Origin of the sequence: Pseudonocardia halophobica (assembly GCF_027922425.1) — a bacterium.
Classification (GTDB): domain Bacteria; phylum Actinomycetota; class Actinomycetes; order Mycobacteriales; family Pseudonocardiaceae; genus Pseudonocardia; species Pseudonocardia halophobica.
This window is the reverse complement of the sequence record NZ_BSFQ01000002.1, coordinates 393,020-416,103: the sequence shown is the minus strand read 5'-3', so window position 1 is coordinate 416,103 and position 23,084 is coordinate 393,020. Positions and strand designations below refer to the sequence as shown.

Below are 23,084 nucleotides of genomic sequence, written 5' to 3'. Positions count from 1 at the left end.
CGTGGCCGACGTACTGGTCTGCATCAAGCGGGTGCCCGACGTCGCGGGCGAGGTGCTGCTGACGTCCGACGCGCAGGCGGTCGACGCCCGCTTCGTCGGGTTCACCGTGAGCGCGCACGAGAACTGCGCCGTCGAGCTGGCCGTGCGCATCGCCACGGCCACCGGCGGTGCCGCGACCGTGCTCACCCTGGGGCCCGAGGCGGCGGTCGAGCAGCTCCGCGCCGCCCTGGCGGTCGGCTGCGCCGCGGCCGTGCACATCGACGCCGACCCGGTCGGGTACGGGCCGGTGGACGTCGTCCGGGAGATCGCCGCCGTCGTGGAGACGCACGCCGCGGAGGGCCGCACGTACGACCTGATCCTCCTCGGCAACGACGCCGCCGACACCGGTGACTTCCAGGTCGGCGTCCGGCTCGCCTACGCGCTGGGCTGGCCGGTCGTCAACGGGGTACGCACGGTCGAGGTCGACGGCGGAGTGGCGACGGCGCGCGGCGACGGGCCGGACGGCGTCGAGACCTACGCCGTGCCGATGCCCGCGGTCGTCACCGTGCTCGAGGGCGGCGTGGAGCCGCGCTACCCGTCGGTCGTCGGGCGGATGAAGGCGAAGAAGATCCCGGTCGAGACCGTGGCACCGCGCCACGAGCCGCTCGGCCCGGGCCGCGTGCGGCTCACGCTGCCGCCCGCCCAGCCGAGCACCGTCGAGGTGATCGGCGCCGGACCGGACGCCGCGCCGGCCGTGGTCGACCTGCTGCAGCGCCTGGGGGTGGCCCGATGATCCTCACGCTCGTGGAGACCGACGCGGCGGGGGCGACCGAGGTGTCGCTGGAGGCCGTCACGTTCGGGCGCACCCTCGCCAGGCGGACCGGGGGCCCGGTGCACGCCCTGGTGGTCGGCGCGCGCCCGGACGGTGTGGCCGACCAGCTCGCGGGTCACGGCGTCGGCGAGGTGCACCACGCCACCGGGGAGGCCTTCTCGGCCTACGGCGGCGCCGTCTGGGCCGCCGCCGTGCAGGCCGCGATGGCGGCCACCGGCGCCGAGGCCGTCGTCGCCCCGGGGAGCCCGCGCGGCCTCGAGGTCATGGCCCACCTGGCCGCGCGGCTCGACGTGCCGATGGCGGCGAACGTCGTCGGGCTGGGCACGGAGGACGACGGGGAGGCGCTGCGGGTCACCCGCCAGGTGATGGGCGGCGCGGCGCTCGAGGAGATGCTCCTGCCCCTCCGCCCCGCGGTGCTCACCGTCGCCGGCCACGCCGTCCAGGCCGAGCAGGTCCCGGCCGTGTCCGTGACGCTGCGCGAGTTCTCCCCGGAGGTCACGGAGGCGGACCTGGTGACGCGGGTCGTGTCGACCGAGCCCGCCGCGCCGGACCTGTCGGGCGCGCTCACCTCGGCGAAGGTCGTGGTGGGCGCCGGGCGCGGGGCCGGCGGCGCGGAGGGCTTCGCGGGTGTCGCCGAGCTGGCGGAGCTGCTCGGCGGCGCGCTCGGCGTCTCCCGCGTGGTCACCAGCATGGGCTGGCGCCCGCACCACGAGCAGATCGGCCAGACCGGCAGCCGGATCTCCCCCGACCTCTACATCGCCTGCGGCATCAGCGGGGCGATCCAGCACTGGGCCGGGTGCGCGAGCTCCAAGACGATCCTGGCGGTCAACACGGACGAGGCCGCGCCGATGGTCACCAAGGCGACCTACGCGGTGATCGGCGACATGCACGAGGTCGTGCCCGCGATCAACGCCGAGATCCGGCGCCGCCGGGGCTGAGGGGACCACGCGATGACCACACCCACGTACGCCGAGCTGAGCGACGCCGTGCGCCGGTTGATGTTCCCGTTCAGCGTGGAGATCACCCCTCGCGAGGCGGCGACGCTCCCGCCGCTGCGCGACCATCTGGCGGGCGGGACGTCCGTCTACCTGACGTTCCTCCCGGACCAGCCGTGGGCCGACACGGTGGCGGTCGCCCGCACCGTCCGGGAGGCCGGCCTGCGCCCGGTGCCGCACCTGGCGGCCAGGGCCGTGTCCGACCGCCCCGCGCTGCAGCGCATGCTGGGCGACCTCACCGCGGCCGGGGTCGAGGACGTCCTGCTCCTCGCCGGGTCCCTGACGACGCCCGTCGGGGAGTTCTCCGAGTCGGCGCAGATCCTCGACGCCGGCCTCCTCGAGGAGGCCGGCATCCACCGCGTCGGGATCGTGGGCCACCCGGAGGGGCACCCCGACGTCGACGACGACGAGCTGTTCCGGGCCCTCGTCGCGAAGTGCGGCATCGCCCGGGCGCGCGGGTTCGACCTGCACCTCGTCACCCAGTTCTGCTTCGACCCCGGACCGATCGTCGCCTGGGAGCGTCGGATCCGGGCCGCGGGTGTCGACGTGCCCGTCCACGTCGGACTACCCGGCCTCACCTCCCCCGCACGCCTGCTCCGGTACGGCCTGCGCTGCGGGGTGGGGCCGTCCCTCAAGGTGCTCCGGCAGCAGGCCGGCAGCGTGCTCAAGCTGGCGACCTCGCCGGTCCACCACCCCGACGCGACCCTCCTCGGCCTGGCGGCCGCGGTGGCCGCCGATCCGCGCAGCCTGTTGCGCGCGGTGCACTTCTTCCCGTTCGGGGCGCTCGTCCCCACCGCCGCCTGGGCCGCGGACATCCGCGACGGCCGGTTCGAGGTGGACGACCGCGACTCCCTGCGGGTGACCGCCTGACGCCCCTGCCACGACCGAGGAGACTGTCGTGTTCCTTCCGCCGGATCTGACGATCGCGCAGGCCGCGTCCCTGAAACCGCTCGACGACGTGGCCGCCGCCATGGGGATCGGGCCGCACCTGCTGGAGGGCTACGGCGAGCACGTCGCCAAGATCAAGCTCGCGGCGATCGAGGAGCTCGCGGACCGGCCCCGGGCCAAGTACGTGGTGGTGTCCGCCGTGACGCCGACCCCGCTGGGCGAGGGCAAGACGACCACCACCGTCGGCCTCGGGCAGGCGCTGTGCCAGACCGGGCGGCAGGCCACGGTGGCGATCCGGCAGCCGTCCATGGGCCCGACCTTCGGGATCAAGGGCGGCGCGGCCGGTGGCGGCTACAGCCAGGTGGTTCCGATGGACGTGCTCAACCTCCACCTGACCGGCGACTTCCACGCCGTCACCGCGGCGCACAACCTGCTCTCGGCCGTGGTGGACAACCACCTCTACCAGGGCAACGCCACCGGCCTCGACCCGCACGCCATCACCTGGCGCCGGGTGCTCGACGTCAACGACCGGGCGCTGCGCAACGTGATCGTCGGCCTCGGCAGCAGGACGGACGGGATCCCGCGCCAGACCGGGTTCGACATCACCGCGGCCAGCGAGGTCATGGCGATCTTCGCGCTCGCCCGGTCGCTGCAGGAGATGCGCGAGCGGTTCGGCCGCGTCGTCGTCGGCTACACCCCGCAGGGCACGCCGGTGACCGCGGAGGACATCGGCGGCGCCGGCGCGATGACGGCCATCATGCGGGACGCGTTGAAGCCCAACCTCATGCAGACGCTGGAGAACACGCCGGTCCTCGTGCACGCCGGCCCGTTCGGCAACATCGCCCACGGGAACTCGTCGGTGGTGGCCGACCTCATCGGCATCCACGGCGGCGACTTCCTGGTCACCGAGGCCGGCTTCGGGGCCGACATGGGCGCGGAACGGTTCTTCAACATCAAGTGCCGGGCCTCCGGCCTGACCCCCGACGCCGCGGTCGTCGTGGCGACCGTGCGGGCGCTCAAGGCGCACTCGGGCCGGCACCGGATCGTCGCCGGCCGGCCGCTGCCGGAGGCGCTCCTCGCCGAGAACCCGGACGAGGTCCACATCGGCGGCGCCAACCTGCGCAAGCAGATCGAGAACATCCGGATGCACGGGGTGTCGCCGGTCGTCGCCGTCAACGCCTTCCCCGGCGACCACGCCTCCGAGCACGCGGCGATCGCCGAGATCGCGCAGGAGATGGGCGCGCGGGTGGCCGTCTGCACGCACTTCACCGACGGGGGGCGCGGGGCCCGGGACCTGGCCGAGGCGGTCGCCGAGGCCGCCGACGAGCCGTCCCGCTTCCGCTTCCTCTACCCGGACTCGGCCGGCCTCGAGGAGAAGATCGAGACGATCGCGACGCAGGTCTACGGCGCCGACGGGGTGGACTACGACCGCGCCGCGTCCCGCCAGCTCGCGACGTACGAGGCGAACGGCTACGGCCACCTGCCCGTCTGCATCGCCAAGACCCACCTGTCGCTGTCGTCCGACCCGTCGCTCACGGGGGCGCCCACGGGGTGGCGCCTGCCCGTCCGGGAGGTCCGGGCGTCCGTCGGTGCCGGGTTCATCTACCCGATCTGCGGCGACATGCGCACCATGCCCGGCCTCGGCGCCAGCCCGGCCGCCCACCGGGTGGACATCGACCGGGACGGCAACATCGTCAACCTCTCCTGACCCTCATCCGAGGGCACGGCGGATGTCGTCGCGGACGCGTGCGGCCCGGCGCAGGAGGTCGTCGACGGGGCCGACGACGGCGGCGAGGTCCTCGGCCTCCGCCGTACCGCGGCGCGGCGCGATGTCGGCCTCGACGTTCGTGCGGCTGATGCTCAACGCCGCGGCGGTCGCGTCGGCCGCCGCGGCCACGTCCGCGAGGAGGGCACCGCTGCCGATCTCGGCCATCCGCTCGCACAGCCCGACGAGCTCCGCCCCGACCCGGACCAGCTCGGCCGGCGGGCCCGCGGCGGCGAGGAGGCCGTCGGCGATCGCCGCGCTGCGCCGCGCCCGCTCGGCCTCGGTGCCTCGCGGGAGCGCGTAGGCCGCGGCGACCTCGTCGACGGCGCCGATGTCCGCCTCGGCCAGGCCCAGCGCCGCGTCGTGCAGCTCCTCCGCCCGCCCGAGCACGCTCCGGGCGACCTCGCCCACCGGGTGGTCCCTGCCGACGCGGAACCGGGCCACCAGCGCCAGCAGCGCCGCGGCCTGGGCCGCGTTGAGCGCGGCGACGGCGGAGCCGGCGGGCGACGGGTTCCTGGCCGCGAGACGTGCGAGATACGCGTCGATGCTCCAGCTCCGCACCTCGCTCACGCTAGCGGCGACCCGGCGCCGCCGGTATTGGGATGGATGGCGGTCCCCCTCGGCCCCCGACAGCAGGAGGCTGTGACCCACGTCACCATGGAAACGTCCGAAGGGAGTGCCGGAGCGATGGGGAACTACTACTCGGAGGAGATCCACGGTCGGCACGAGTACCTCGACCTCGGCGACTTCGAGCTGGCCGGTGGGATCACGCTGCCGAACGCGCGGCTCGCGTACAAGACCCGGGGAACGCTGAACGACGCGAAGGACAACGCCGTCCTGTTCCCGCACATGTGGTCCGGGACGTCGGCGTCGATGGAGATCTTCGTCGGGGAGGGCCGGCCGCTCGACCCCTCGAAGTACTTCATCATCTTCCCGGGCCAGTTCGCGAACGGGTTCTCGTCCTCACCGAGCAACACGCCGCCCCCGTTCAACGGCGGGGCCTTCCCGAACGTCACGATCAGCGACGACGTGCGGGCGCAGCACAGGCTCGTGACCGAGGTCTTCGGGATCGAGCGCCTCGAGCTCGTGCTGGGCTGGTCGATGGGCGCCGAGCAGACCTACGAGTGGGCCGTCCGGTACCCGGACATGGTCAAGCGGGCCCTTCCGTTCGCCGGTACGGCCAGGACCACCGCCCACGACTACATCTTCGTGCGCTCGCACGAGGACGCGCTGAAGTCCGACCCGGCCTGGGACGGCGGGTTCTACAAGGACCAGAGCGACGTCCACGTGGGTCTCCGCCGCCACGCGCAGACCTGGTCGGTGATGGGGCTGTGCCCGGAGTTCTACAACTCCGAGGCCTACCGCGCCTACGGCTTCTCCTCGCTCGAGGACTTCCTGCACCGGTTCTGGGAGAACTACTTCGCGCCCATGGACCCCAACAACCTCATCTGGATGGGCTGGAAGTGGCGCCACGGCGACGTCAGCCTGCACACGAACGGGGACCTGGCCGCCGCGCTCGGGCGGATCACGGCGAAGACGTACGTCGTGCCGTTCTCCCGGGACATGTTCTTCCCGCCGGAGGACTGCGAGGCCGAGCAGCGCCTGATCCCGAACAGCGAGTTCCGGGTCGTGGACTCGCTGTGGGCACACTTCGCGATGTTCTGTCTCGCCGACCGTGACCGCGAGCAGATCGACGCCTGCATCGGTGACCTGCTGAAGGAGCACGTGGACTGACCGTGAGCAGCGCGTGGCCCGCCGGTGGCGCTCGGAGCCGACGTCACCAGCGCTCCACCTCGGCCTCCGCTCCCGTCAGCTCCGCGAGGATGCGCTGCCGGAGCCGGTACTTCTCGACCTTGTTCGTGGGCGTGCGCGGGATGTCGTCGACGATGCGGACGTACCTGGGGCGCATGTACTTCGGCATGGTGTCCTCGGCGAACTGCACCACCTCGTCGACCGTGAGCGACTCCTTGGTGGGCACGACGTAGGCCACGATGTCGTCCTCGTCCCCCTCGGCGCCCGGGATCGGGAACGCAGCGCTCATCCGGATCACCGGATGCTGGTTGAGCATGTCCTCCACCTGGAACGACGACAGGTTCTCGCCGCGGACCCGGATCCGGTCCCCGAGCCGGTCGACGAAGTAGAACAGCCCGTCCTCGCCGACGACCGCGGCGTCGCCGGTGTGGAACCAGAGGTTGCGGGTCGCGGTGACCGTCGCCTCCGGCTTGTTCAGATAGGACTCCAGCAGCAGCCCCGGCACCTTCGGTCGGACGGCGAGGTGGCCGGGCTCCTCCGGCTCGCACTCCTCGTCGCGCTCGTTCCGGACCGTGACGTCGAAGAACGGGCTCGGCCTCCCCATCAGGCCCTTCCGTCCCGCCTCCGAGGCCTGCAGCACCGGCACGCCCTTCGCCGCAGCGATCTCCGCCAGCGCCGAGTGCGAGTGCCCGCGAGAGAGATCGGCCGGCGTCCCTTCACCGGGTGCGGTCTCCTCGATCAGCACGCCCAACGGCGCACCCGCCTCGGTCTGTCCGAACCCGGCCCCCACGTGGTCGATCCCGAACCGGCGGCAGAACTCGTTGTGCTGCAACGGCAACGGCTGCATGTACGCCTTGTTCAGCGTGTTCCGCCGGTCGTCGGCGGAGGCGGGCGCCTTGGACAGCCAGGGGATCATGACGTCGAGCAGGATCGCCGCGGTCGCCCCCCGGGAGTGGATCCGCTCCCAGAACCGGGTGGGGCTGAACCGGTTCCACACGGCGACCTCGCTGCCCTGCCAGAGCGCGCGGCCGAAGTTCGCCAGCGCCCCGCCCACGTGGTACATCGGCAGGTCGTTGTAGACCACGTCCTCCTCGCACAGCGGCATCCGCAGCCCCCACGTGTACTGCGCCATCCAGCGGAAGGGCTGCAGCACGCCCTTCGACGGGCCGGTGGTCCCGGACGTGTAGAAGACGTTGGCCGGGTCGTCGAAGGCGATCGTGATCTCCGGCGCGTCCGCGGCGGCCACGAGATCGCCCCAGGCCACGGGCCGGAACGCCGGATGCAGGTCGGGCGCGGCCGCGTGGTCGTGGGCGCCCTCCGGTGGGGTGTAGAGGGCGACGGCGGGTGGCTGCTCCAGCACGTCCGCGACCGCGTTCAGCGCGGGCAGCAGCGCCGGATCGGTCACGATCAGCACGGGCCGGGTGTCGTCGAGCTGGTACGACAGCAGGCGCCCGGTGTAGGAGAAGTTCACCGGCGCGTAGACCGCCCCGGCCTTCCAGCAGCCGACCATCACCAGCGCGGTGATCATCGGGTTGAGGCTGAACACCGACACCCGGTCGCCGCGCGCCACGCCGGAGCCGACGAGGTTGCCGGCGATCGCGTCCGTGCGGCGGTCGAACTCGGCGTAGGTGAACGAGACGTCGTCCTCGCCGTAGTAGAGGAAGGTGCGGTCGCCGGTGGTCCGGGCCCAGTGCCGCAGGCGGTCGGTGATCAGCTCGTCCTCCGCCCGCAGCCGGGCGGTGAGCTCGTGCTCGGACATGCGGGTCTCCTAGGGGCGCGTGCCGAAGGCGGGGCGGCCGAGCTGCTCGGGCAGCAGGCGGTAGGCGTCCCGCACCCACTCGCACAGCACCGCCCGGCTCTCGCGGGGGTCGATCAGGTCCTGCACGCCGAACCGCTCCACGGTCCGGAAGGGCGAGGCCAGCGCCTCCAGCTCGCGCTCGATCCGGGCGATCTCGGCCGCCCGGTCCGGGGCGTTCTCGAGCTGCGCGCGGAAGGCCGCCTCGACCCCGCCCTTCGCGGGCAGCGAGCCCCAGGTGGCCGACGGCCAGGCCCACGTCCGGTTCGGCCGGTGCCGGTTGACGATCCCGGCCCCGCCGACCCCGAACACCCGCCGCACGATGATCTCGGCCTGTGGCACCCGCGCCTGGTAGACCGCGGCGATCGCCCGGACGCCGAAGCGGATGGTGGCCTTGCGCTCCGCGCCCGAGCCGATCGCGGCGCCGCCCTGGTCGGTGAGGCTGACCAGCGGCAGGTGGAAGGTCTCGCAGAGGTCGACGAGCCGGGTGATCGCCTGCGCCCCCTCGGCGGAGATGGTCACGCCGCGGGTCGGGTCGGTCGCGATCACGCCGACGGGGTGGCCGTCGAGCCGGGCCAGCGCCGTGACCGTCGCGCCGCCGTACTCGGCGTAGCGGAACACCGAGCCCTGGTCGAAGACGGCCTCGAGCAGGGCGTCCACGTCGTAGGGCTCGCGGGGGTTGCGGGGCATGGCCCGCAGCAGGCCCTCGTCCGCCCGGTCCGCCGGGTCCTCGCTGGGAACCACCGGGGGCACCTCGAACACGCTCTGCGGCAGGTAGGACAGGAAGCCGCGGATCACGCCGAAGGCCTCCTCCTCGCTGCGGACGAACCGCTCGATCAGCCCGTTGTTGCGGTGCACCTCGGCGCCGCCCAGCTGCTCCTTGGTCAAGTCCTCGCCGGAGCTGCCCTTCACCACCGGCGGCCCGGCGGTGAACACCTGCCCGATGCCCTCGACCATCAACGCCAGGTGCGACATGGCCAGTCGCGCGGCGCCGAGCCCGACCGTCGGGCCGAGGCAGGCGGACACGACCGGGACCAGCGACAGGTTCTCGACGACGGCGTCCCACCCCGGGTTGACCGGCAGGTAGTGGTAGCCGTTGCGCTGCGCGGTGACGACGCTGCCGCCGCCGCTCGCCCCGTCGAGCAGCCGCACGATCGGCAGCCGCATCGCGCCGGCGTACTCCTCCGTGAAGACCTGCTTCTGCCAGATCGCGGCGTCCCCGGAGCTGCCGCGGATGGTGAAGTCGTCCGCCCCGACGACCGCGCGGCGGCCGTCGATCCGCGCCGTGCCGGACACGAAGTTGACCGGCAGCAGCGAGGTCAGCTCGTTGTCGGCGGAGTAGGTGGCGAAGCCGGTGAGCGGGGCGATCTCGGAGAAGCTGCCCTTGTCCACCAGGGCGTCGATCCGCTCGCGGACGGTCAGCCGGCCCGTCTCATGCTGGCGGGCGACCTTCTCCGGGCCGCCCATCTCGCGGCCGAGCGCACGGCGGCGGTGGACCTCCTCGGCCTCGTCCTCCCAACCCTCCTCGACCGCCGGGATGTCGGTGGTGACCACGTCGTCGTCCGACGTCGAGGGCTCCAGCACGAGCAACGGTGCCCCCTCCTCGACGACGGCCCCGACCTCGGCCACCAGCCGCCCGACGGTCCCCGCGGTCTCGGCGCGGACCGTGAACTCCATCTTCATCGCCTCGAGCACCAGCAGCCGCTCGCCACGGCGGACCCGATCACCGGGCTCCACCGCGAACTCGACGACGACGCCGTCCATCGGCGCCGTCACCCCGTCGGCGGGGATCGCCTCGGCCCTCGGGGCCGCGGTGGTCGTGGGGAACCGGCCGGGCAGCTCGGTGTCGCGCAGCTCGGCGAGGTGCGCGGCCACGAAACCGGTGTCCGACGGGCCGGCGGTGAAGTCCGGATGGGTCAGCACCGCCCGCAGGAACGGGACCGTGGTCGCGAGGCCCTCGATCCGGAACTCGGCCAGGGCGGCGTCCGTGCGTCGGGCCGCGTCCGCGAACGTGGCGCCGCGGGTGATCACCTTGGCCAGCAACGAGTCGAACCGCGGGCTCGTCCGCAGGCCGGCGTAGCCGTAGGTGTCCACGCGGACGTGCGGGCCGGCGGGCGGGTCGAACGCGGTGAGCAGGCCCGCGCGGGGACGCGGCGTGCCGTCCTCGTCGAGCTCCTCGGTGTTGACCCGGGCCTGGATCGCGAAGCCCCGCGGCTCGCCGGAGACGGCTGGGCGCGCCCCCTGCGCGAGCCGGATCTGGGTCTCGACGAGGTCGACGCCGGTGACCTCCTCGGTCACCGTGTGCTCGACCTGGAGCCGCGGGTTGAGCTCGAGGAACCACACGTCGTCGCCGTCGACGAGGAACTCGACGGTCCCCAGGCTCTGGTAGCCGACGTGCTCGCCGATCCGGAGAGCCGCGTCGTGGAGCCGCTGGCGGACCGCCGGGTCGAGGAACGGCGCGGGCGCGATCTCGATCAGCTTCTGGTGCCGGCGCTGGATCGAGCAGTCCCGCTCCCCCAGGTGCCGGACCTGCGTGCCGTCCCCGACGATCTGCACCTCGATGTGCCGCGCCGCCCCGACCAGCTTCTCGACGTACAGCTCCCCGGACCCGAACGCCTGCTCGGCCTCGGAGCGGCAGCGGGCGTAGGCGTCCGCCAGCTCGTCCGGGCTGGTCACCTCGCGCATCCCGCGGCCGCCGCCACCGGCGAGCGCCTTGAGCATCACCGCGCCGTGCTCGGCGAGGAAGGCCGCGGCCTCGTCGAGCGAGGTGGGGCCGAGGGTGCCGGGCAGGACCGGGACTCCGGCCTCCCGGGCCGTGGCGCGGGCACGGACCTTGTCCCCGAACAGGTCCAGCAGCTCGGGGCGCGGGCCGACGAACGTCAGGCCGTGGTCGGCGCAGAGCCGAGCGAAGGCGGCGTTCTCGCTTAGGAAGCCGTAGCCGGGATGGACCAGCACGGCGCCGGCGTCCCGAGCCACCCCGACGATCGCCTCCTGGTCCAGGTAGCCCGGGATCTCGTGGGCCTCGTCGGCGAGGGTGACGTGCGGGGCGGCGGCGTCCTCGGGCGCGTACACGGCGACCGTCCGCAGGCCCAGCTCGCGGGCGGCCCGGACGAGGCGGACGGCGATCTCGCCCCGGTTGGCGACGAGCAGGGTCACGAGACCTCCACGGTGAGGGAACGCAGCAGCTGTACGACGAGCCGGTCGATGATCTGGTCCCGCGTCAGCGGGCCGTCCGGGCGGTACCAGACCGCCGGTCCGAAACAGGCCCTGATCAGGGTGAACGCGGCCAGCTTGACGTCGTCGACCACGAGGCCGCCCTCGGCCACGCCCTCGCGCAGCAGCGTCTCGAGCAGGCGCTCGTAGCGACGCTCGATGCTCCGGACCTCGTCGAGGTGTTGCTTGTCGAGGCCGTGCAGCACCGGCAGGAGGATCACGTGCTTGGCGAGGGGGTCGAAGGCGGCGGCGGCGAGATCCCGCAGGGCCGCCTCGATGCGCTCGCGGGCGGACCCGGGTCGGCGCACGATCTCGCCCAGCCGCTCGACCGCGGCCCCCGAGGTGGCCCGCCGGGTCTCGACCACGAGCTCCTGCTTGCTGCGGAACTGGTAGTAGAGGACGCCCTTGCTGACGCCCATCTGCGCGGCGATGTCCTCCATCGTCGCGGCCTCGTAGCCCTTGCGGGCGAACACCTCCGCCGCGGCCGCAAGGATCCGGCGACGCTGCTCCTCGCGGTGTCCGGGATCGCGGACGGCACTGCCCCGCAAGCCGATCTCGGCCATCGACCCTCCCGCCGCGTCGTCGCGCCCCCGACGTTCGACCCGCCGGTTTATACCGGAGCGTATGACGACGGCCGTGGTCGGTCAACGCCGCAGAGCCCGGCCCCTCTCCTCCACCCGGCGGCCTGACCACGCCCGGAACCGGCTCTAACCTCGACCGCGTGAGCATCGCCGTTCCCACCGACGACCTGGCCGCGACCGTCGCCCGCTTCGGCTTCGCCTACCTGCTGACCATCGGGGACGACGGCAGACCCCACGTCGCCGCCGTCACGCCGGCGGTGACCGACGGCCGCGTCGCCGTCGGCGATCTCGGCCGCCGCACGCGTGCCAACGCGACCGCGCGTCCCGCCGTCACGCTGGTGTGGCCGCCGAGCTCCGCGGAGGAGCACTCGCTGATCGTCGACGGGAGCGCGGTCCTGTCCGGCGACGCACTCGTCGTCACGCCGACGCGGGCGGTCCTGCACCGGCCTGCGCCGGCCCCGACCCCCGGTCCCGGGTGCGGCGCCGACTGCGCCGAGATCCCGACGGGTGCCTGACGACACCTGGGCGGCCCTGGCGGACGCGTTCGTCGACGACGCCTACGCCACGGTCAAGGGCCGGGTGCGGACCTACGTCCTGCACCAGCAGCTGCTCGCGCACCTCCCGACCGCGCCGGCGGCCGTGCTGGACGTAGGGGGTGGCGCCGCACACCAGTCCCTGCCGTTGGCCCGCCTCGGCCACGAGGTCACCGTGCTGGACCCGTCGCCGGCGATGCTGGCCCGGGCGCGGCAACGCATCGGCGCGGAGCCCGAGTCCGTGCAGGGGCGGGTCCGCCTGCTCGAGGGCCCGGGCGAACAGGCCGACGTCCTCACCGGTGGCCGCCTCTTCGACGCCGTCCTCTGCCACGGCGTGCTCATGTACCTGCCCGATCCGGCGCCGATGGTCGCGGCGCTGTGCCGCTGTGTCGCCCCGGGCGGTGTCCTGTCCCTGATGGCGCTGAACGGCCGGACCCTGGCGGTCCGACCGGCACTGGAACGGCGCTGGTCCGAGGCCCTGGCCGCCTTCGACGCCGGCTCCGAGATCGGCGTGCTCGGCACCGAGACCCGCGCCGACACGGTCGAGGGCCTGTCGGGACTGCTGCGGGACGGCGGGCTCGAGGCCGAGGCCTGGTACGGCGTGTGGCTCTTCGCCGACTGGCTGGACCTCCCCCTCGACACCACGGACGTGGAGGCTGTCGCCGAGGTCGAGCTCCGCGCCGCGTCACGCGACCCGTACCGGCAGCTCAGCCGCGTGTTCCACCTGGTAGCGCGCAGAGCGGCGTGACGTCGCGACGGTCCGAGTCCGGGCGGGTGTCCGACCACTCGGCGAAGGACGCCCGCCGCGCTGCTGTGTCGTCCGTCACCGGGAGGCTGCGTTCACCGGTGCGCATGCGCAATCGTTGTTCGATGGCAGACGTGAAGCAGGGAACGGACTGGGTGGAGCAGCTCGTGGAGCTGCACGTGCTGGCCGAGAACGGGGACGCCGACGCCGCGCGACGGGCGGCGGAGTGGGTCGCGGAGGACCCGACGGCGCGCGCCCTGTGGACCTCGGTGGAGAACGACTGCGAGCGGCTCAGGCAGCCGAGCGGCCAGGATTGAGCCGCCCGCTCGGCCGGGCACGACGGAGGACCCGAGCATCAGGGTCCGGAGGATCCCCCGACCTGCTCCACCTGGGGTGTGGTCCAGCGGTCACGTGCGGGTCGAGTACGGGTGGGCGCGGCGTGCGGGGCGGCCTCCCGGGCGGGGTTGCCCTCCCACCGGGCTCCCGACGGGATCTCCTCGCCCTTCATGACGAAGGTCCCGGCGTCGAGCTCGGCCCCGTCACCGACCGTCACGCCGTAGTGCACGAAGGCACCGGCACCGAGCGTGGCCCGGGCGCCGACGGTGCTGCGGTCGGACTTGAACGCGCCGTCCTCCTGCGAGTGGCACTGCACGACCGTGCCGAAGTTCAGCGTGGCCTCGTCGCCGATCGTCACGAGGGTGCGCTCCGGGAGGAAGCAGCCGTCGTCGAACACCCGCCGACCGAGCCGGACCCCGAGCGCGCGCGACAGCAGGTTCTTGAACGGCGTACCGGCGAACGCCTGGTCGAAGTCGGGGATCACGAGCTTCCAGAACCGCTCGTGCCACCAGAAGTACGGGTCGTAGATCGAGCAGGACCGCGGCCGCAGCGACCGGAACCGGAGGACGGCCCGCTCGACCAGACAGAAGAACACGACCGTGAACAGCAGCGACCCGACCAGGTCGGCGGCCACCGCCTCCACGCCGACGGCCCGGTAGATGTCGGAGGCCGCCATGGCCAGCAGCACCATGCCCAGCAGGTGCACCCAGCGCACGACGAGGAACAATGCCATGCTGCGCAGGTTGTAGCGGTTCTTGCGGGACAGGCGCTGCCGCAGCTCGGCCCGGCTCCGCACCGCGAACCGGTGGTCGCGCTCGACGGTCCGCGGGATCGGGAAGCACGGAGCCCCCAGCAGCCCGGTGTCGTGGCGCACCTCCCCGTCCATCGGGACCAGGACCTTGGTGGCCAGCAGGACGTTCTCGCCGGTACGGCCCTGGGCCGGGTACATGATCCGGTTGCCGAGGAAGCTGCGCGCCCCGATGGTCACCCGCGAGATCCGGAACGAGGTCGCCGAGAAGTCCGCGTTGATGACCGAGAGCCCGTCGGCCACCATCGTGCCGCGCCCGACCGTGACGTGGAACGGCGTCTCGTGCCGCACCTCGGTCCCGAAGTTCGACCCGGTCTGCTCGGCGGCGTCGACGTCGTACCCGATCCAGCGCAGGTACCCCACGATGTACGAACTGTCCCCGAACAGGCGGTTGAAGAACCTGACGTTGGTCAGCCGGCCGATCGTGCGGTGCAGGCCGTAGTGGAAGCCGTAGAGCCGGTAGGTCCGGTCGGCCCGCAGCGGCAGGTTCAGCAGCCGCGGCACCACCGCCACGCCCGCCAGGCCGAGCAGCAGGACGCCGACGAACAGCACCGTCGTCACCACCAGCGCGTCGCGGTAGTACGCCCAGGTCGTGAAGGCCATCCCCCCGGAGTCGAGGACACCGCCGAGCGGGGTCTCGTCGAGCAGGACCCCCGCGAACCCGACCGCGACCGGGAGGTAGACCGCGACCGCGAGAACCAGTTGGACCGCGGCGTGGACGGCGCGGCGCACGCTGCCGCACCGCATCGATCCACCGGTGTGCAGGTCGGCGCCGCCGGGCACCGCGGGCACGCCGTGCCACGACTCCCCCGCGGGCACCGACTGTCCGGCGACGAGTGCGGAGGCGTGCCCGATCCGGGATCCGTCGCCCATCGCGGTGCGGATGTCCAGCACGGCTCCCTCCCCGAGCACGACGTCGCGCCCGAGCGTCACCGGCCCGGTCTCGACGACTCCGCCGCGAGCGCGGTAACCGTTCAGCTGCGCGTCCTTGCGGACGACCGTGCCGGCGCCGATGGTGATCAGGTCGGTGCACACCGGGAGCGTCCGGGAGTAGATCGTCACGCCCTTGCCCACCCGTGCCCCGAGCGCCCGCAGGTAGAGCACCATCAGCGGCGAGGCCGAGCTGGTGTGCGAGCGGCCGCCGGTGAGCAGCAGCAGCGGGCTCGCCCGGACCAGCGTCTTGACCAGCCAGAACCGGAAGTAGTCGAGGCTCCAGATGCGGATCTCGCGCGGGCGCCACCGGCCCACGAGCGCCCACTTGGCTGCGACCGGCAGCAGGCACATCGCCACGAACATCGCCGCGCCCGCCTCGAGCGCACGGAGGTAGAGGCTCGCCGGGCCGACGCCGCCGGCGACGACGTACTCGTAGGAGAGCGTGGTCGCGATGGCGAAGCCGTAGCAGTAGGCCACGAACGCCAGGAACTGCAGGAGGCCGCAGAAGAGGTAGCCGGCCGTGCCGGCCCGCGTGCGCGCCGGTTCGGCCGGGTCCGGGCCCCGGGCCGGGTCGGGGACGGGCGCGACGGCGAGGGCGGCGGTCAGGCTCGCGATCGTCGGGTGGTCGTAGACGTCGCGCATCGACGGCGACGGCAGGTCCTCCCGCTTGCGCGCCCGCGCGCAGAAGCGGGCCAGCACCATCGAGTCGGCGCCGAGTACGTCGAAGAAGTTGTCGCCGGGCTCGACCCGCTCCACCCCGACCACGTCGGCCAGGAGCGCGGCGAGCGCGGCCTCGGTGCCGATGGTGTCGGTTGATGGGGTCACGAGGTCGACGGGTGTTCCTGTCACGAGGACTCACTCTCGAGCGTTCGGGTCCGGTACCGGAGCCGTACGGACGCACACGTCCGCAGGGGTACCGGTGAGGGCGTCCGGCCGCGGTGCCGTCGGCGTGGGAGACGGCCGGCGCGCCGGGAGCGCGGGCACGGATCGGGCCCGGTGCTCCCGGTGTGGTGTGGTCTGGCGCTTTCTTCCCCCTTCACGATCGGCGGCACACGCTCGCCGATCACCCCCCGCGGCCGCGTCCGCGCGGCCGACGTGGTGACAGATCCCGCGGCGAGCCAGTCACGTTGCATCACACAACGAGCTTCACGCGATCGTCGTAGACAAAGGCGGAGCAACCGGGACCTATCGCCGCCGGTCCACGGCCGTGCCGGGCCGTCCTGCCCCCGGCCTCTGGGACACTCCTCGCGCAGATCATCCGGGACACAGGAGGAGTGCACGATGGGAAGTTCGACGGACCGCCTCGTCGTCGTGACCGGTGCCGCGGGCGCGCTGGGCCGAGCGGTCGTCGCCGAGTTCCTCGGCGCCGGGCGCCAGGTCGTGGCGCTGGACCGCCCCGGCGACCCGCTCGACGAGATCGGCCGTCTCGACGGGGTCCACCCGGTCGCGGCCGGCCTGTCCGAGCCCGACGACGTGACCGCCGCCTGGACGACGATCGACTCGATCGGCACCCCGGACGTGCTCGTGGCACTCGCCGGCGGCTTCCGCCCCAGCTCGCTCGCCGAGCTCACCCAGGACGTCTGGGACGCGATGTGGCAGTCCAACGTCGCATCGCTGCTGTGGTGCGCCCGCGAGGCGGCCGCCCGGTTCGGCGCTGCGGGTGGAGGCGCCATCGTCACGGTGGGCTCGAAGACCGCCGTGAGCGGCGCCGCTCCCCTCGCCCATGCCACGAGCAAGGCGGCGGTGGTGCGGATGACCGAGCTCCTCGCCGAGGAGCTCCGTCCCCAGCGGATCCGGGTCAACGCCGTGCTGCCGTCGGTCATCGACACCCCGGCCAACCGCACATGGATGTCGCCGGACCTGGCCGCTCGAGCCGTGAGCCCGGAGGCGATCGCCCGGGTCATCGCCTTCCTCGCCGGCCCGGACGCCGCGCCCATCAGCGGGGCCCGGATCCCGGTCTACGGGGACGCCTAGGAGGACCGGCCCCGACTGCCGTGCGAGCCGGCGGACCTCCTCGTCATCCGCGCCTGGGGTAACCGTGGCGCTGCGAGATCTCCGCGGCTGCCGCGAGAACGTGGTCGACGATGCCCGGGAGCGTGTCCTCGTTCATCCGGAACGTGGGGCCCGACGCGGTCACGGCGGCGATGACCCGACCGTCCAGGGTCCGGATGGGGGCCCCGACGGCCGCCAGCCCGATCTCGCTCTCCTCCATCGTGGTGGCGTAGCCGCGCTCGCGGATCAGGGCGAGCTCCCGGCCCAACGTCGCCGGGTCGACGATCGTGCGCGGTGTGTAGGCCTCCAGGCCCTCCGCGAGGAGGGCGTCGAGCTCCCCGCGGTCCATCTGCGCCATGAACACCTTGCCGGCGGCCGTGGCGTGCATCGGGGCCCGTCGCCCGACCCAGTTGTTGGTCGTGATCGTCGGCGACCCGAGTACCTGGTCGATGCTGATCACCGCACGTCCGTCGTGGACGGTCACGTTCACCGTCTCGTGCACGGTCTCGGCGAGCTGACGGCAGATGGGGCGGCTGAGCAGGGAGAGGTCGTCCGCCTTCGTCGCCCCGGCGGCCAGCTGCACCACCCCGTAGCCGAGCCGGTACCGTCCGCGCTCCGTGTGCTGCTCGACCAGCCCGCGCGCCTCCAGCGTGGCGAGCAGCCGGAACACGGTGGACTTGTGCACGCCGAGCTCGGTGGCGATCTCCGTGACCCCGGCAGCACCGTGGATCGCGAGCACCTGGAGTATCGAGACCGCGCGATGGACGGACTGCACCGACGAATCCCGTATGCCGCCACCGTCCTGCACCCACGCGACTCTATTCGTCATTGACGCCACGCCCACCCGCCCCTAGCGTCCCCTCGACCTGACGGAGGAGGAGTGCGGCATGAGTGCACCGCCTTCTCCCGGGCCGAGGACGATCACGTCGATCGACGTGCACTGCGAGGGCGAGGTCGGGCGGGTCCTGCCCGGCGTCCATCTCCTCGTGCGCGGCAGGACCTGGTCCGAGCGCATGCGCTGGTGCGAGACGGAGCTGGACTGGCTACGCCGGCTGCTGCTGCGCGAGCCCCGCGGGCATCCCTCGATGTGCGGGGTGCTCGTCCTGCCGCCACTGGATCCCACCGCCGACGTCGGCATCGTCATCCTGGAGCAGGGTGGCTTCCGGCCCATGTCGGGCGCCAACACGATGTGCACGGTCACCGCCCTCCTGGAGACCGGCAGCCTGCCGTCGGCCGAGCCGGAGACGGTCGTCCGGATCGACACGGCGGTCGGCCCAGTGGAGGCGACCGCCGGGGTCGAGGGCGGTCGGGTGCGGTGGGTGCGCGTGCGCAACGTGCCGTCGTTCGCCATCGCCCTGGACCGGAAGATCTCGGTGCCCGAGTACGGGACGGTCGCCGTGGACGTCGCCTTCGGCGGCCAGGTCTACGTCATGGCGCGCGCCGCCGACCTGGGCGTGGCCCTCGGCCCCGAGCACGCCCCGGCGATCACCCGCGCCGGCACGGCACTCCTCGCGGCGGCCCGGGAGCAGGTGCCCGTCGCACACCCCGACCGGCCGGGCATCACCACGATCGACCTGGCCATGCTCCACGGGCCACCCGACTCCCCCGACATCTCGGGCCGCAACAGCGTGGTCATGCCGTCCGGTCGGATCGTCCTCGACGACCCGGCGTCGTGGGCGGGGATCCTGGACCGTTCGCCGGGCGGTACCGGCACCTCGGCACGGATGGCCGTCCTGCATGCCCGCGGCGAGCTCGGACTCGGGGTTCCCTTCGTCCACCAGGGCGTACTCGGCACCACGTTCCGCGGAGTGCTGCACGAACGCACCACCGTCGGCCGCCAGGAGGCCGTCGTGCCCTCGATCCAGGGCCGGGCGTGGATCACCGGCCACGTCCAGCACGTCCTGCAGCCCGACGACCCGTTCCCGACGGGCCTCACCGTCGGCGACATCTGGAGCCCGGTCCAGGACTGATCGACACCACCGTCTCGGCGATTCCGCAGGCCGGGCCGTTGACGCCCTCTTCGGCCGCTATTACATTGCTCAGGTATATCAGCGAGATTTCACACCGCTGAGGAGGGGATGGCCGCCCTATGAAGGACGTCGTCATCGTCGGGGGTGGCCTCGCGGGCCTGAGCGCCGGATGGAGGCTGCGGCACTGGGACACCGTGCTGCTGGAGTCCGGCAGCCGGGTCGGCGGCCGCATCCGCTCCGAGCGGCGGGGCCGGTTCTGGCTGAACTGGGGCGGGCACGTGTTCGCCGGCGCCGGGTCGTCCACCGACGCGCTGCTGTCCGAGGTGGGCGTCAGCGCCGCGCAGGTGCCCGGCTCGCTGGCTGGCGTGGCGATGAACGGCAGACTGCTGATCAAGGGCCCGGTGCAGGCCTACCCGTTCCGGATCCCGATGGCGATGTCCTCCCGCGTCGCGCTCGTCAGGGCCGGCGTCAAGGTCAGCGGCCAGGTCCTGCGGTACGCACGCATCGTGCGCCGGCGCCCCGGGGAGGACCCGGCCGTCAGGCAGCAGCGGATCTACGACTTCGAGAACGACCGCAGCTTCCGTGACTTCGTCGGCGACCTGCCCGAGGACGCGGCGGCGTTGTTCTACCCGACCGTGACCCGCTCCGCGGCGGACCCGCACGAGATCGCCGCCGGTGCCGGGATCGGCTACTTCAGCCTCGTCTGGAACATCGGCCAAGGCCTCGACCGGAACATCGTGGGTGGCCCGTCCACCCTCACCCAGGGCATCGGCGCCGCCCTGGGCGACCGCGTGCAGCTCGACGCCCGGGTCGACGAGATCGTCCACAGGAAGCGGTCCGTCGTCGTCCGGTACCGCCAGAACGGCAGGGACAACGAGGTCGAGGGCCGCTGCGTCGTCCTCGCCACGCCCGCCACCGTGAGCCACCAGGTCGCGGTCGATCTTCCGCAGGACATCCGCGACGCGCTGGGCAAGGTGGTCTACGGGCCCTACGTGAGCGCCGCGTTCCTCACCGACGAGTCCACCCCGCAGCCGTGGGACGCCGCGTACGGCATCGCCACACCCAAGCGGTCCTTCAACATCGTGCTCAACCAGGCCAGCCTCGTCCGGGGCGGCGAGACGACCCGGCAACCGGGCAGCAGCATCATGACCTTCTCCCCGGCCGGCCTGGCCCGCGACCTGCTGCCCAGGACCGACGACGAGATCCTGCGCCTCTACACCGACGACCTCGACCAGGTCCTCGGCAGCGGCTTCGGCGACTCGGTCGTCGAGGCGCAGGTCCAGCGCTGGGAGACCGGTGCGCCCTACTGCTTCCCGGGGCGCGGTGCGCTCCAACCGACCCTGACCCGGCGGGGCAGCCGCGTCATCCTGGCCGGTGACTACCTCGGGACGCTCTACACCGAGACCGCGATCTCGACCGGCTTCTCGGCAGCGCAGGAGGCCGCGAGCCTGCTCGCCACCGAGCGCCAGCAGCGCACCGTCCGCGGCCTCCCACTGGCCGCCGACCGACGACCCTGAAGGAGAGAAGAGATGACAGTGCAGCTGGGCGGCGTTCTGACCGCGCTCGCCACCCCCTTCGCCGCCGACGGCGGACTCGACGTGGCGCGACTGCGAGCCGTGGTGGACCGGTCGATCGAGGGAGGGGTGCACGGCGTCGTGGCGTGCGGCTCCACCGGCGAGTTCACCGCGTTGAGCAGCGACGAGCGCCGCCTGGTCGTCGAGACGGTCGTGGACCAGGCGGCCGGACGGGTGCCGGTGATCGCGCAGACCGGCGCCACGAGCACCGCGGAGGCCATCGCGCTCTCGCGGCACGCACAGTCGGTGGGCGCCGACGTGGTCATGACGGTGGCCCCCTACTACGAGCCGCTCTCGGTCGACGAGACGCTCTCCTACCTGCGGGCCGTCGCCGGGTCGGTCACCATCCCGGTGATGCTCTACAACCTGCCGGTGGCGACCGGGGTCGACCTGGACCCGGACACGATCGGCGCGCTCGCCCGCGAGGTCGAGAACATCCGGTACATCAAGAACACGACGGTCGACATGGACCAGTCGGCCCGGCTGATCCACAACCACTGCGACGTCATCTCGACCTTCGTCGGCTGGGACAGCCTGCTCCTCGCGGCGCTGGCCGAGGGCGCCGCAGGCGTCATGGCGGGAACGGCGAACGTCGTGCCGCGCGAGCTCGTGGCCGTCTACGACGCGGTGAGTGCGGGTGACCTCGAGGGGGCCCGGAAGACCTGGTCCCAGATCTACCCACTCATCGAGGCGATCATGGCGCAACCGTTCATCGCGGCGGTCAAGGCCGGCCTGGCGGCGGTCGGCTTTCCCGTCGGTGCGCCGCGTCCTCCGGTCGCCGAGCTCGACCCCGCCGCGGCCGCCCGGATCGCGCAGCTGGCGAAGACGGCGACGATGGAGACGACCGTGGGGTCGACGCTGGGGACGACGCTGGGGATCACCGCCGAGGTCATCAGGCCGGCGGTGCGCCGGGTACGGACCGGGGGGATCCTCCGGGAGGGCGACCTGCCCCCGGGCGGGCACTTCATCGACGGCGCCTTCCGACCCGGGAGGTCCGGGACGTCCATCGACGTGATCGACCCGAGTACCGGTTCGACGATCACCCAGGTCGCGGAGGGCACGGTCGAGGACACCGACGTCGCGGTGGCGGCCGCGAACGGCGCGAAGGACTCGTGGGGCAGGCTCACGCCCAAGGAGCGTTCCGAGCTGCTGCACCGTGTCGCCGACCGGGTCGCCGAGCACGCCGACCTCCTCGCCCGGCTGGAGTCGGCCAACACCGGCAAGCCGGCGGCCGTCGCGCAGGACGACGTCGCCCAGACCATCGACACCTTCCGCTTCATGGCCGGGGCGCTGCGCGCACCCACCTCCGCGGCGGCGGGCCGCTACGCGGAGGACCACCTGTCGGTCATCCTCCGCGAGCCGCTGGGCGTGATCGGCGTCGTGACCCCGTGGAACTACCCACTGCTGATGGCCGCCTGGAAGATGGCGCCCATCCTGGCGGCGGGCAACACCCTGGTCATCAAGCCGTCGGAGCAGACCCCGCTCACCACGCTGAAGTTCGCCGAGCTCGTCGCCGACATCCTGCCGGCCGGCGTGGTCAACGTCGTGACCGGCTACGGCCCGGTGGTCGGCACCCGGCTCGCCGAGCACCCCGACATCGCGATGATCGCGCTCACCGGTTCGGTCCGCAGCGGCAAGGCCGTGGCCCGCGCAGCGGCCGAGTCGCTCAAGCGCGTCCATCTGGAGCTGGGCGGCAAGGCCCCTGTGGTGATCTTCGAGGACGCCGACCTGGCGGCCGCCGCGACGGCGCTGCGTGCCGCCGGCTACTGGAACTCCGGCCAGGAGTGCGGGGCGGCCTGCCGCGTGCTGGTCCACGAGTCGGTGGCGGACGAGTTCTCCCGGCTGCTCGTCGACGAGGTCTCCTCGATGGTCGTCGGTGAGCCCGGCGCAGGCGACGACGTCGAGATCGGCCCGCTGACGTCGAAGGCCCACTTCGACCGGGTGACCGGCTACCTGCAGCGTGCCGAGGCGGAGGGCGTCCGCGCGGCCGTCGGCGGCGGCCCGCTGGAGGGTGCCGGCTACTTCGTCGCCCCGACCGTGCTGGTCGACGTGCCCGACGGCGCGGAGTGCGCCCGCGAGGAGATCTTCGGCCCGGTCGTCACCGTCGAGACCTTCACCGACGAGGACGAGGTGATCGGGCGCGCCAACTCCGTCCCCTACGGCCTGTCGGCCTCGGTCTGGACCAGGGACGCCCAGCGCAGCCACGACGTCGCAGGGAAGCTGGAGGCCGGCACGGTGTGGGTCAACGCGCACCTCGTGCTCGCGAACGAGGTTCCGTGGGGCGGCTTCAAGGGGTCCGGTTACGGGCGCGACCTGTCGATCTACGCGCTCGACGACTACTCCCGCACCAAGCACGTGATGCACAACGTGGAGCGCTGACGGTTCGAGGAAAG

18 protein-coding genes are annotated in these 23,084 nt (G+C 72.9%); 12 read left to right on the top strand and 6 right to left on the bottom strand.

The window, feature by feature from the left end; translation table 11 throughout:
• Position 1: 1 nt before the first annotated feature.
• Genes PKE99_RS04315 through PKE99_RS04300 form a run of 4 tightly spaced genes read left to right on the top strand, consistent with a single transcriptional unit; the run spans position 2 to position 4,402 of the window.
• Positions 2–772 (top strand): electron transfer flavoprotein subunit beta/FixA family protein, encoded by a 771-nt coding sequence (locus tag PKE99_RS04315; RefSeq protein WP_037040054.1) that lies wholly within the window; start codon positions 2–4, stop codon positions 770–772.
• Positions 769–1,749, top strand: a complete 981-nt coding sequence (locus PKE99_RS04310; protein ID WP_037040052.1) for an electron transfer flavoprotein subunit alpha/FixB family protein — start codon at positions 769–771, stop codon at positions 1,747–1,749. The genes PKE99_RS04315 and PKE99_RS04310 overlap by 4 nt, the downstream gene beginning before the upstream one ends.
• Positions 1,750–1,761: 12 nt before the next feature.
• Positions 1,762–2,676, top strand: coding sequence for a methylenetetrahydrofolate reductase (locus PKE99_RS04305; RefSeq protein WP_037040049.1), 915 nt, complete (start codon positions 1,762–1,764; stop codon positions 2,674–2,676).
• Between the two features lie 28 nt (positions 2,677–2,704).
• A complete protein-coding gene (locus PKE99_RS04300; protein WP_037040047.1) occupies positions 2,705–4,402 on the top strand; it encodes a formate--tetrahydrofolate ligase in 1,698 nt (565 codons plus the stop codon).
• Between the two features lie 3 nt (positions 4,403–4,405).
• Here the strand turns inward: PKE99_RS04300 and PKE99_RS04295 are convergent, their stop codons facing one another.
• Entirely contained in the window at positions 4,406–5,020 is a 615-nt protein-coding gene (locus PKE99_RS04295; RefSeq protein ID WP_051736693.1) for a cyclodeaminase/cyclohydrolase family protein, read from the bottom strand.
• Between the two features lie 126 nt (positions 5,021–5,146).
• Here PKE99_RS04295 and PKE99_RS04290 point away from each other — a divergent pair, with 126 nt between their 5' ends.
• Entirely contained in the window at positions 5,147–6,193 is a 1,047-nt protein-coding gene (locus PKE99_RS04290; RefSeq protein ID WP_037040043.1) for an alpha/beta fold hydrolase, read from the top strand.
• 43 nt (positions 6,194–6,236) lie between these two features.
• On the opposite strand, the gene PKE99_RS04285 is transcribed toward PKE99_RS04290, so the two are convergent.
• Genes PKE99_RS04285 through PKE99_RS04275 form a run of 3 tightly spaced genes read right to left on the bottom strand, consistent with a single transcriptional unit; the run spans position 6,237 to position 11,782 of the window.
• Positions 6,237–7,970, bottom strand: coding sequence for an AMP-binding protein (locus PKE99_RS04285; protein ID WP_037040032.1), 1,734 nt, complete (start codon positions 7,968–7,970; stop codon positions 6,237–6,239).
• Positions 7,971–7,979: 9 nt separating this feature from the next.
• A complete protein-coding gene (locus tag PKE99_RS04280; protein ID WP_037040029.1) occupies positions 7,980–11,162 on the bottom strand; it encodes a carboxyl transferase domain-containing protein in 3,183 nt (1,060 codons plus the stop codon).
• Complete coding sequence (locus tag PKE99_RS04275) at positions 11,159–11,782, bottom strand: TetR/AcrR family transcriptional regulator (RefSeq protein WP_037040026.1); 624 nt, start codon at positions 11,780–11,782, stop codon at positions 11,159–11,161. Before PKE99_RS04275 ends, PKE99_RS04280 begins: the two co-directional genes overlap by 4 nt.
• A gap of 158 nt (positions 11,783–11,940) precedes the next feature.
• On the opposite strand from PKE99_RS04275, the gene PKE99_RS04270 reads away from it, so the two are divergent.
• From PKE99_RS04270 to PKE99_RS04260, 3 genes are all read left to right on the top strand, one after another.
• Positions 11,941–12,315 (top strand): pyridoxamine 5'-phosphate oxidase family protein, encoded by a 375-nt coding sequence (locus PKE99_RS04270; protein ID WP_037040024.1) that lies wholly within the window; start codon positions 11,941–11,943, stop codon positions 12,313–12,315.
• On the top strand, positions 12,308–13,081 hold the full coding sequence (locus tag PKE99_RS04265) for a methyltransferase (protein WP_037040021.1): 774 nt from the start codon (positions 12,308–12,310) through the stop codon (positions 13,079–13,081). Before PKE99_RS04270 ends, PKE99_RS04265 begins: the two co-directional genes overlap by 8 nt.
• Before the next feature lie 122 nt (positions 13,082–13,203).
• Positions 13,204–13,395: a hypothetical protein gene (locus tag PKE99_RS04260; protein WP_037040019.1), complete on the top strand. Its 192-nt coding sequence runs from the start codon at positions 13,204–13,206 to the stop codon at positions 13,393–13,395.
• A gap of 38 nt (positions 13,396–13,433) precedes the next feature.
• On the opposite strand, the gene PKE99_RS04255 is transcribed toward PKE99_RS04260, so the two are convergent.
• Positions 13,434–15,980, bottom strand: a complete 2,547-nt coding sequence (locus PKE99_RS04255; protein ID WP_063739630.1) for a Pls/PosA family non-ribosomal peptide synthetase — start codon at positions 15,978–15,980, stop codon at positions 13,434–13,436.
• 456 nt (positions 15,981–16,436) lie between these two features.
• Between PKE99_RS04255 and PKE99_RS04250 the strand changes: the two genes are divergently transcribed.
• A complete protein-coding gene (locus PKE99_RS04250) occupies positions 16,437–17,129 on the top strand; it encodes an SDR family NAD(P)-dependent oxidoreductase (RefSeq protein WP_037040017.1) in 693 nt (230 codons plus the stop codon).
• Positions 17,130–17,172: 43 nt separating this feature from the next.
• Here the strand turns inward: PKE99_RS04250 and PKE99_RS04245 are convergent, their stop codons facing one another.
• On the bottom strand, positions 17,173–17,922 hold the full coding sequence (locus tag PKE99_RS04245) for an IclR family transcriptional regulator (RefSeq protein ID WP_037040016.1): 750 nt from the start codon (positions 17,920–17,922) through the stop codon (positions 17,173–17,175).
• 112 nt (positions 17,923–18,034) lie between these two features.
• Between PKE99_RS04245 and PKE99_RS04240 the strand changes: the two genes are divergently transcribed.
• The 3 genes from PKE99_RS04240 to dapA all read left to right on the top strand — a co-directional run bounded on the left by PKE99_RS04240 (position 18,035) and on the right by dapA (position 23,070).
• Complete coding sequence (locus PKE99_RS04240; RefSeq protein WP_037040015.1) at positions 18,035–19,117, top strand: proline racemase family protein; 1,083 nt, start codon at positions 18,035–18,037, stop codon at positions 19,115–19,117.
• Between the two features lie 119 nt (positions 19,118–19,236).
• On the top strand, positions 19,237–20,634 hold the full coding sequence (locus PKE99_RS04235; RefSeq protein WP_037040009.1) for an FAD-dependent oxidoreductase: 1,398 nt from the start codon (positions 19,237–19,239) through the stop codon (positions 20,632–20,634).
• 12 nt (positions 20,635–20,646) lie between these two features.
• The gene (dapA, locus tag PKE99_RS04230) at positions 20,647–23,070 is read left to right on the top strand and encodes a 4-hydroxy-tetrahydrodipicolinate synthase (RefSeq protein ID WP_081923704.1); all 2,424 of its coding nucleotides are present in this window, start codon (positions 20,647–20,649) and stop codon (positions 23,068–23,070) included.
• Positions 23,071–23,084: the final 14 nt, after the last annotated feature.

What these genes read in the sequence shown, in the direction of transcription:
- PKE99_RS04260 (WP_037040019.1), top strand. Translation starts at nt 13,204, where the DNA reads ATGGCAGACGTGAAGCAGGGAACGGACTGGGTGGAGCAGCTCGTGGAG.
- PKE99_RS04285 (WP_037040032.1), bottom strand. Translation starts at nt 7,970, where the DNA reads ATGTCCGAGCACGAGCTCACCGCCCGGCTGCGGGCGGAGGACGAGCTG.
- PKE99_RS04250 (WP_037040017.1), top strand. Translation starts at nt 16,437, where the DNA reads ATGGGAAGTTCGACGGACCGCCTCGTCGTCGTGACCGGTGCCGCGGGC.
- PKE99_RS04305 (WP_037040049.1), top strand. Translation starts at nt 1,762, where the DNA reads ATGACCACACCCACGTACGCCGAGCTGAGCGACGCCGTGCGCCGGTTG.
- dapA (WP_081923704.1), top strand. Translation starts at nt 20,647, where the DNA reads ATGACAGTGCAGCTGGGCGGCGTTCTGACCGCGCTCGCCACCCCCTTC.
- PKE99_RS04310 (WP_037040052.1), top strand. Translation starts at nt 769, where the DNA reads ATGATCCTCACGCTCGTGGAGACCGACGCGGCGGGGGCGACCGAGGTG.
- PKE99_RS04290 (WP_037040043.1), top strand. Translation starts at nt 5,147, where the DNA reads ATGGGGAACTACTACTCGGAGGAGATCCACGGTCGGCACGAGTACCTC.
- PKE99_RS04275 (WP_037040026.1), bottom strand. Translation starts at nt 11,782, where the DNA reads ATGGCCGAGATCGGCTTGCGGGGCAGTGCCGTCCGCGATCCCGGACAC.
- PKE99_RS04240 (WP_037040015.1), top strand. Translation starts at nt 18,035, where the DNA reads ATGAGTGCACCGCCTTCTCCCGGGCCGAGGACGATCACGTCGATCGAC.
- PKE99_RS04235 (WP_037040009.1), top strand. Translation starts at nt 19,237, where the DNA reads ATGAAGGACGTCGTCATCGTCGGGGGTGGCCTCGCGGGCCTGAGCGCC.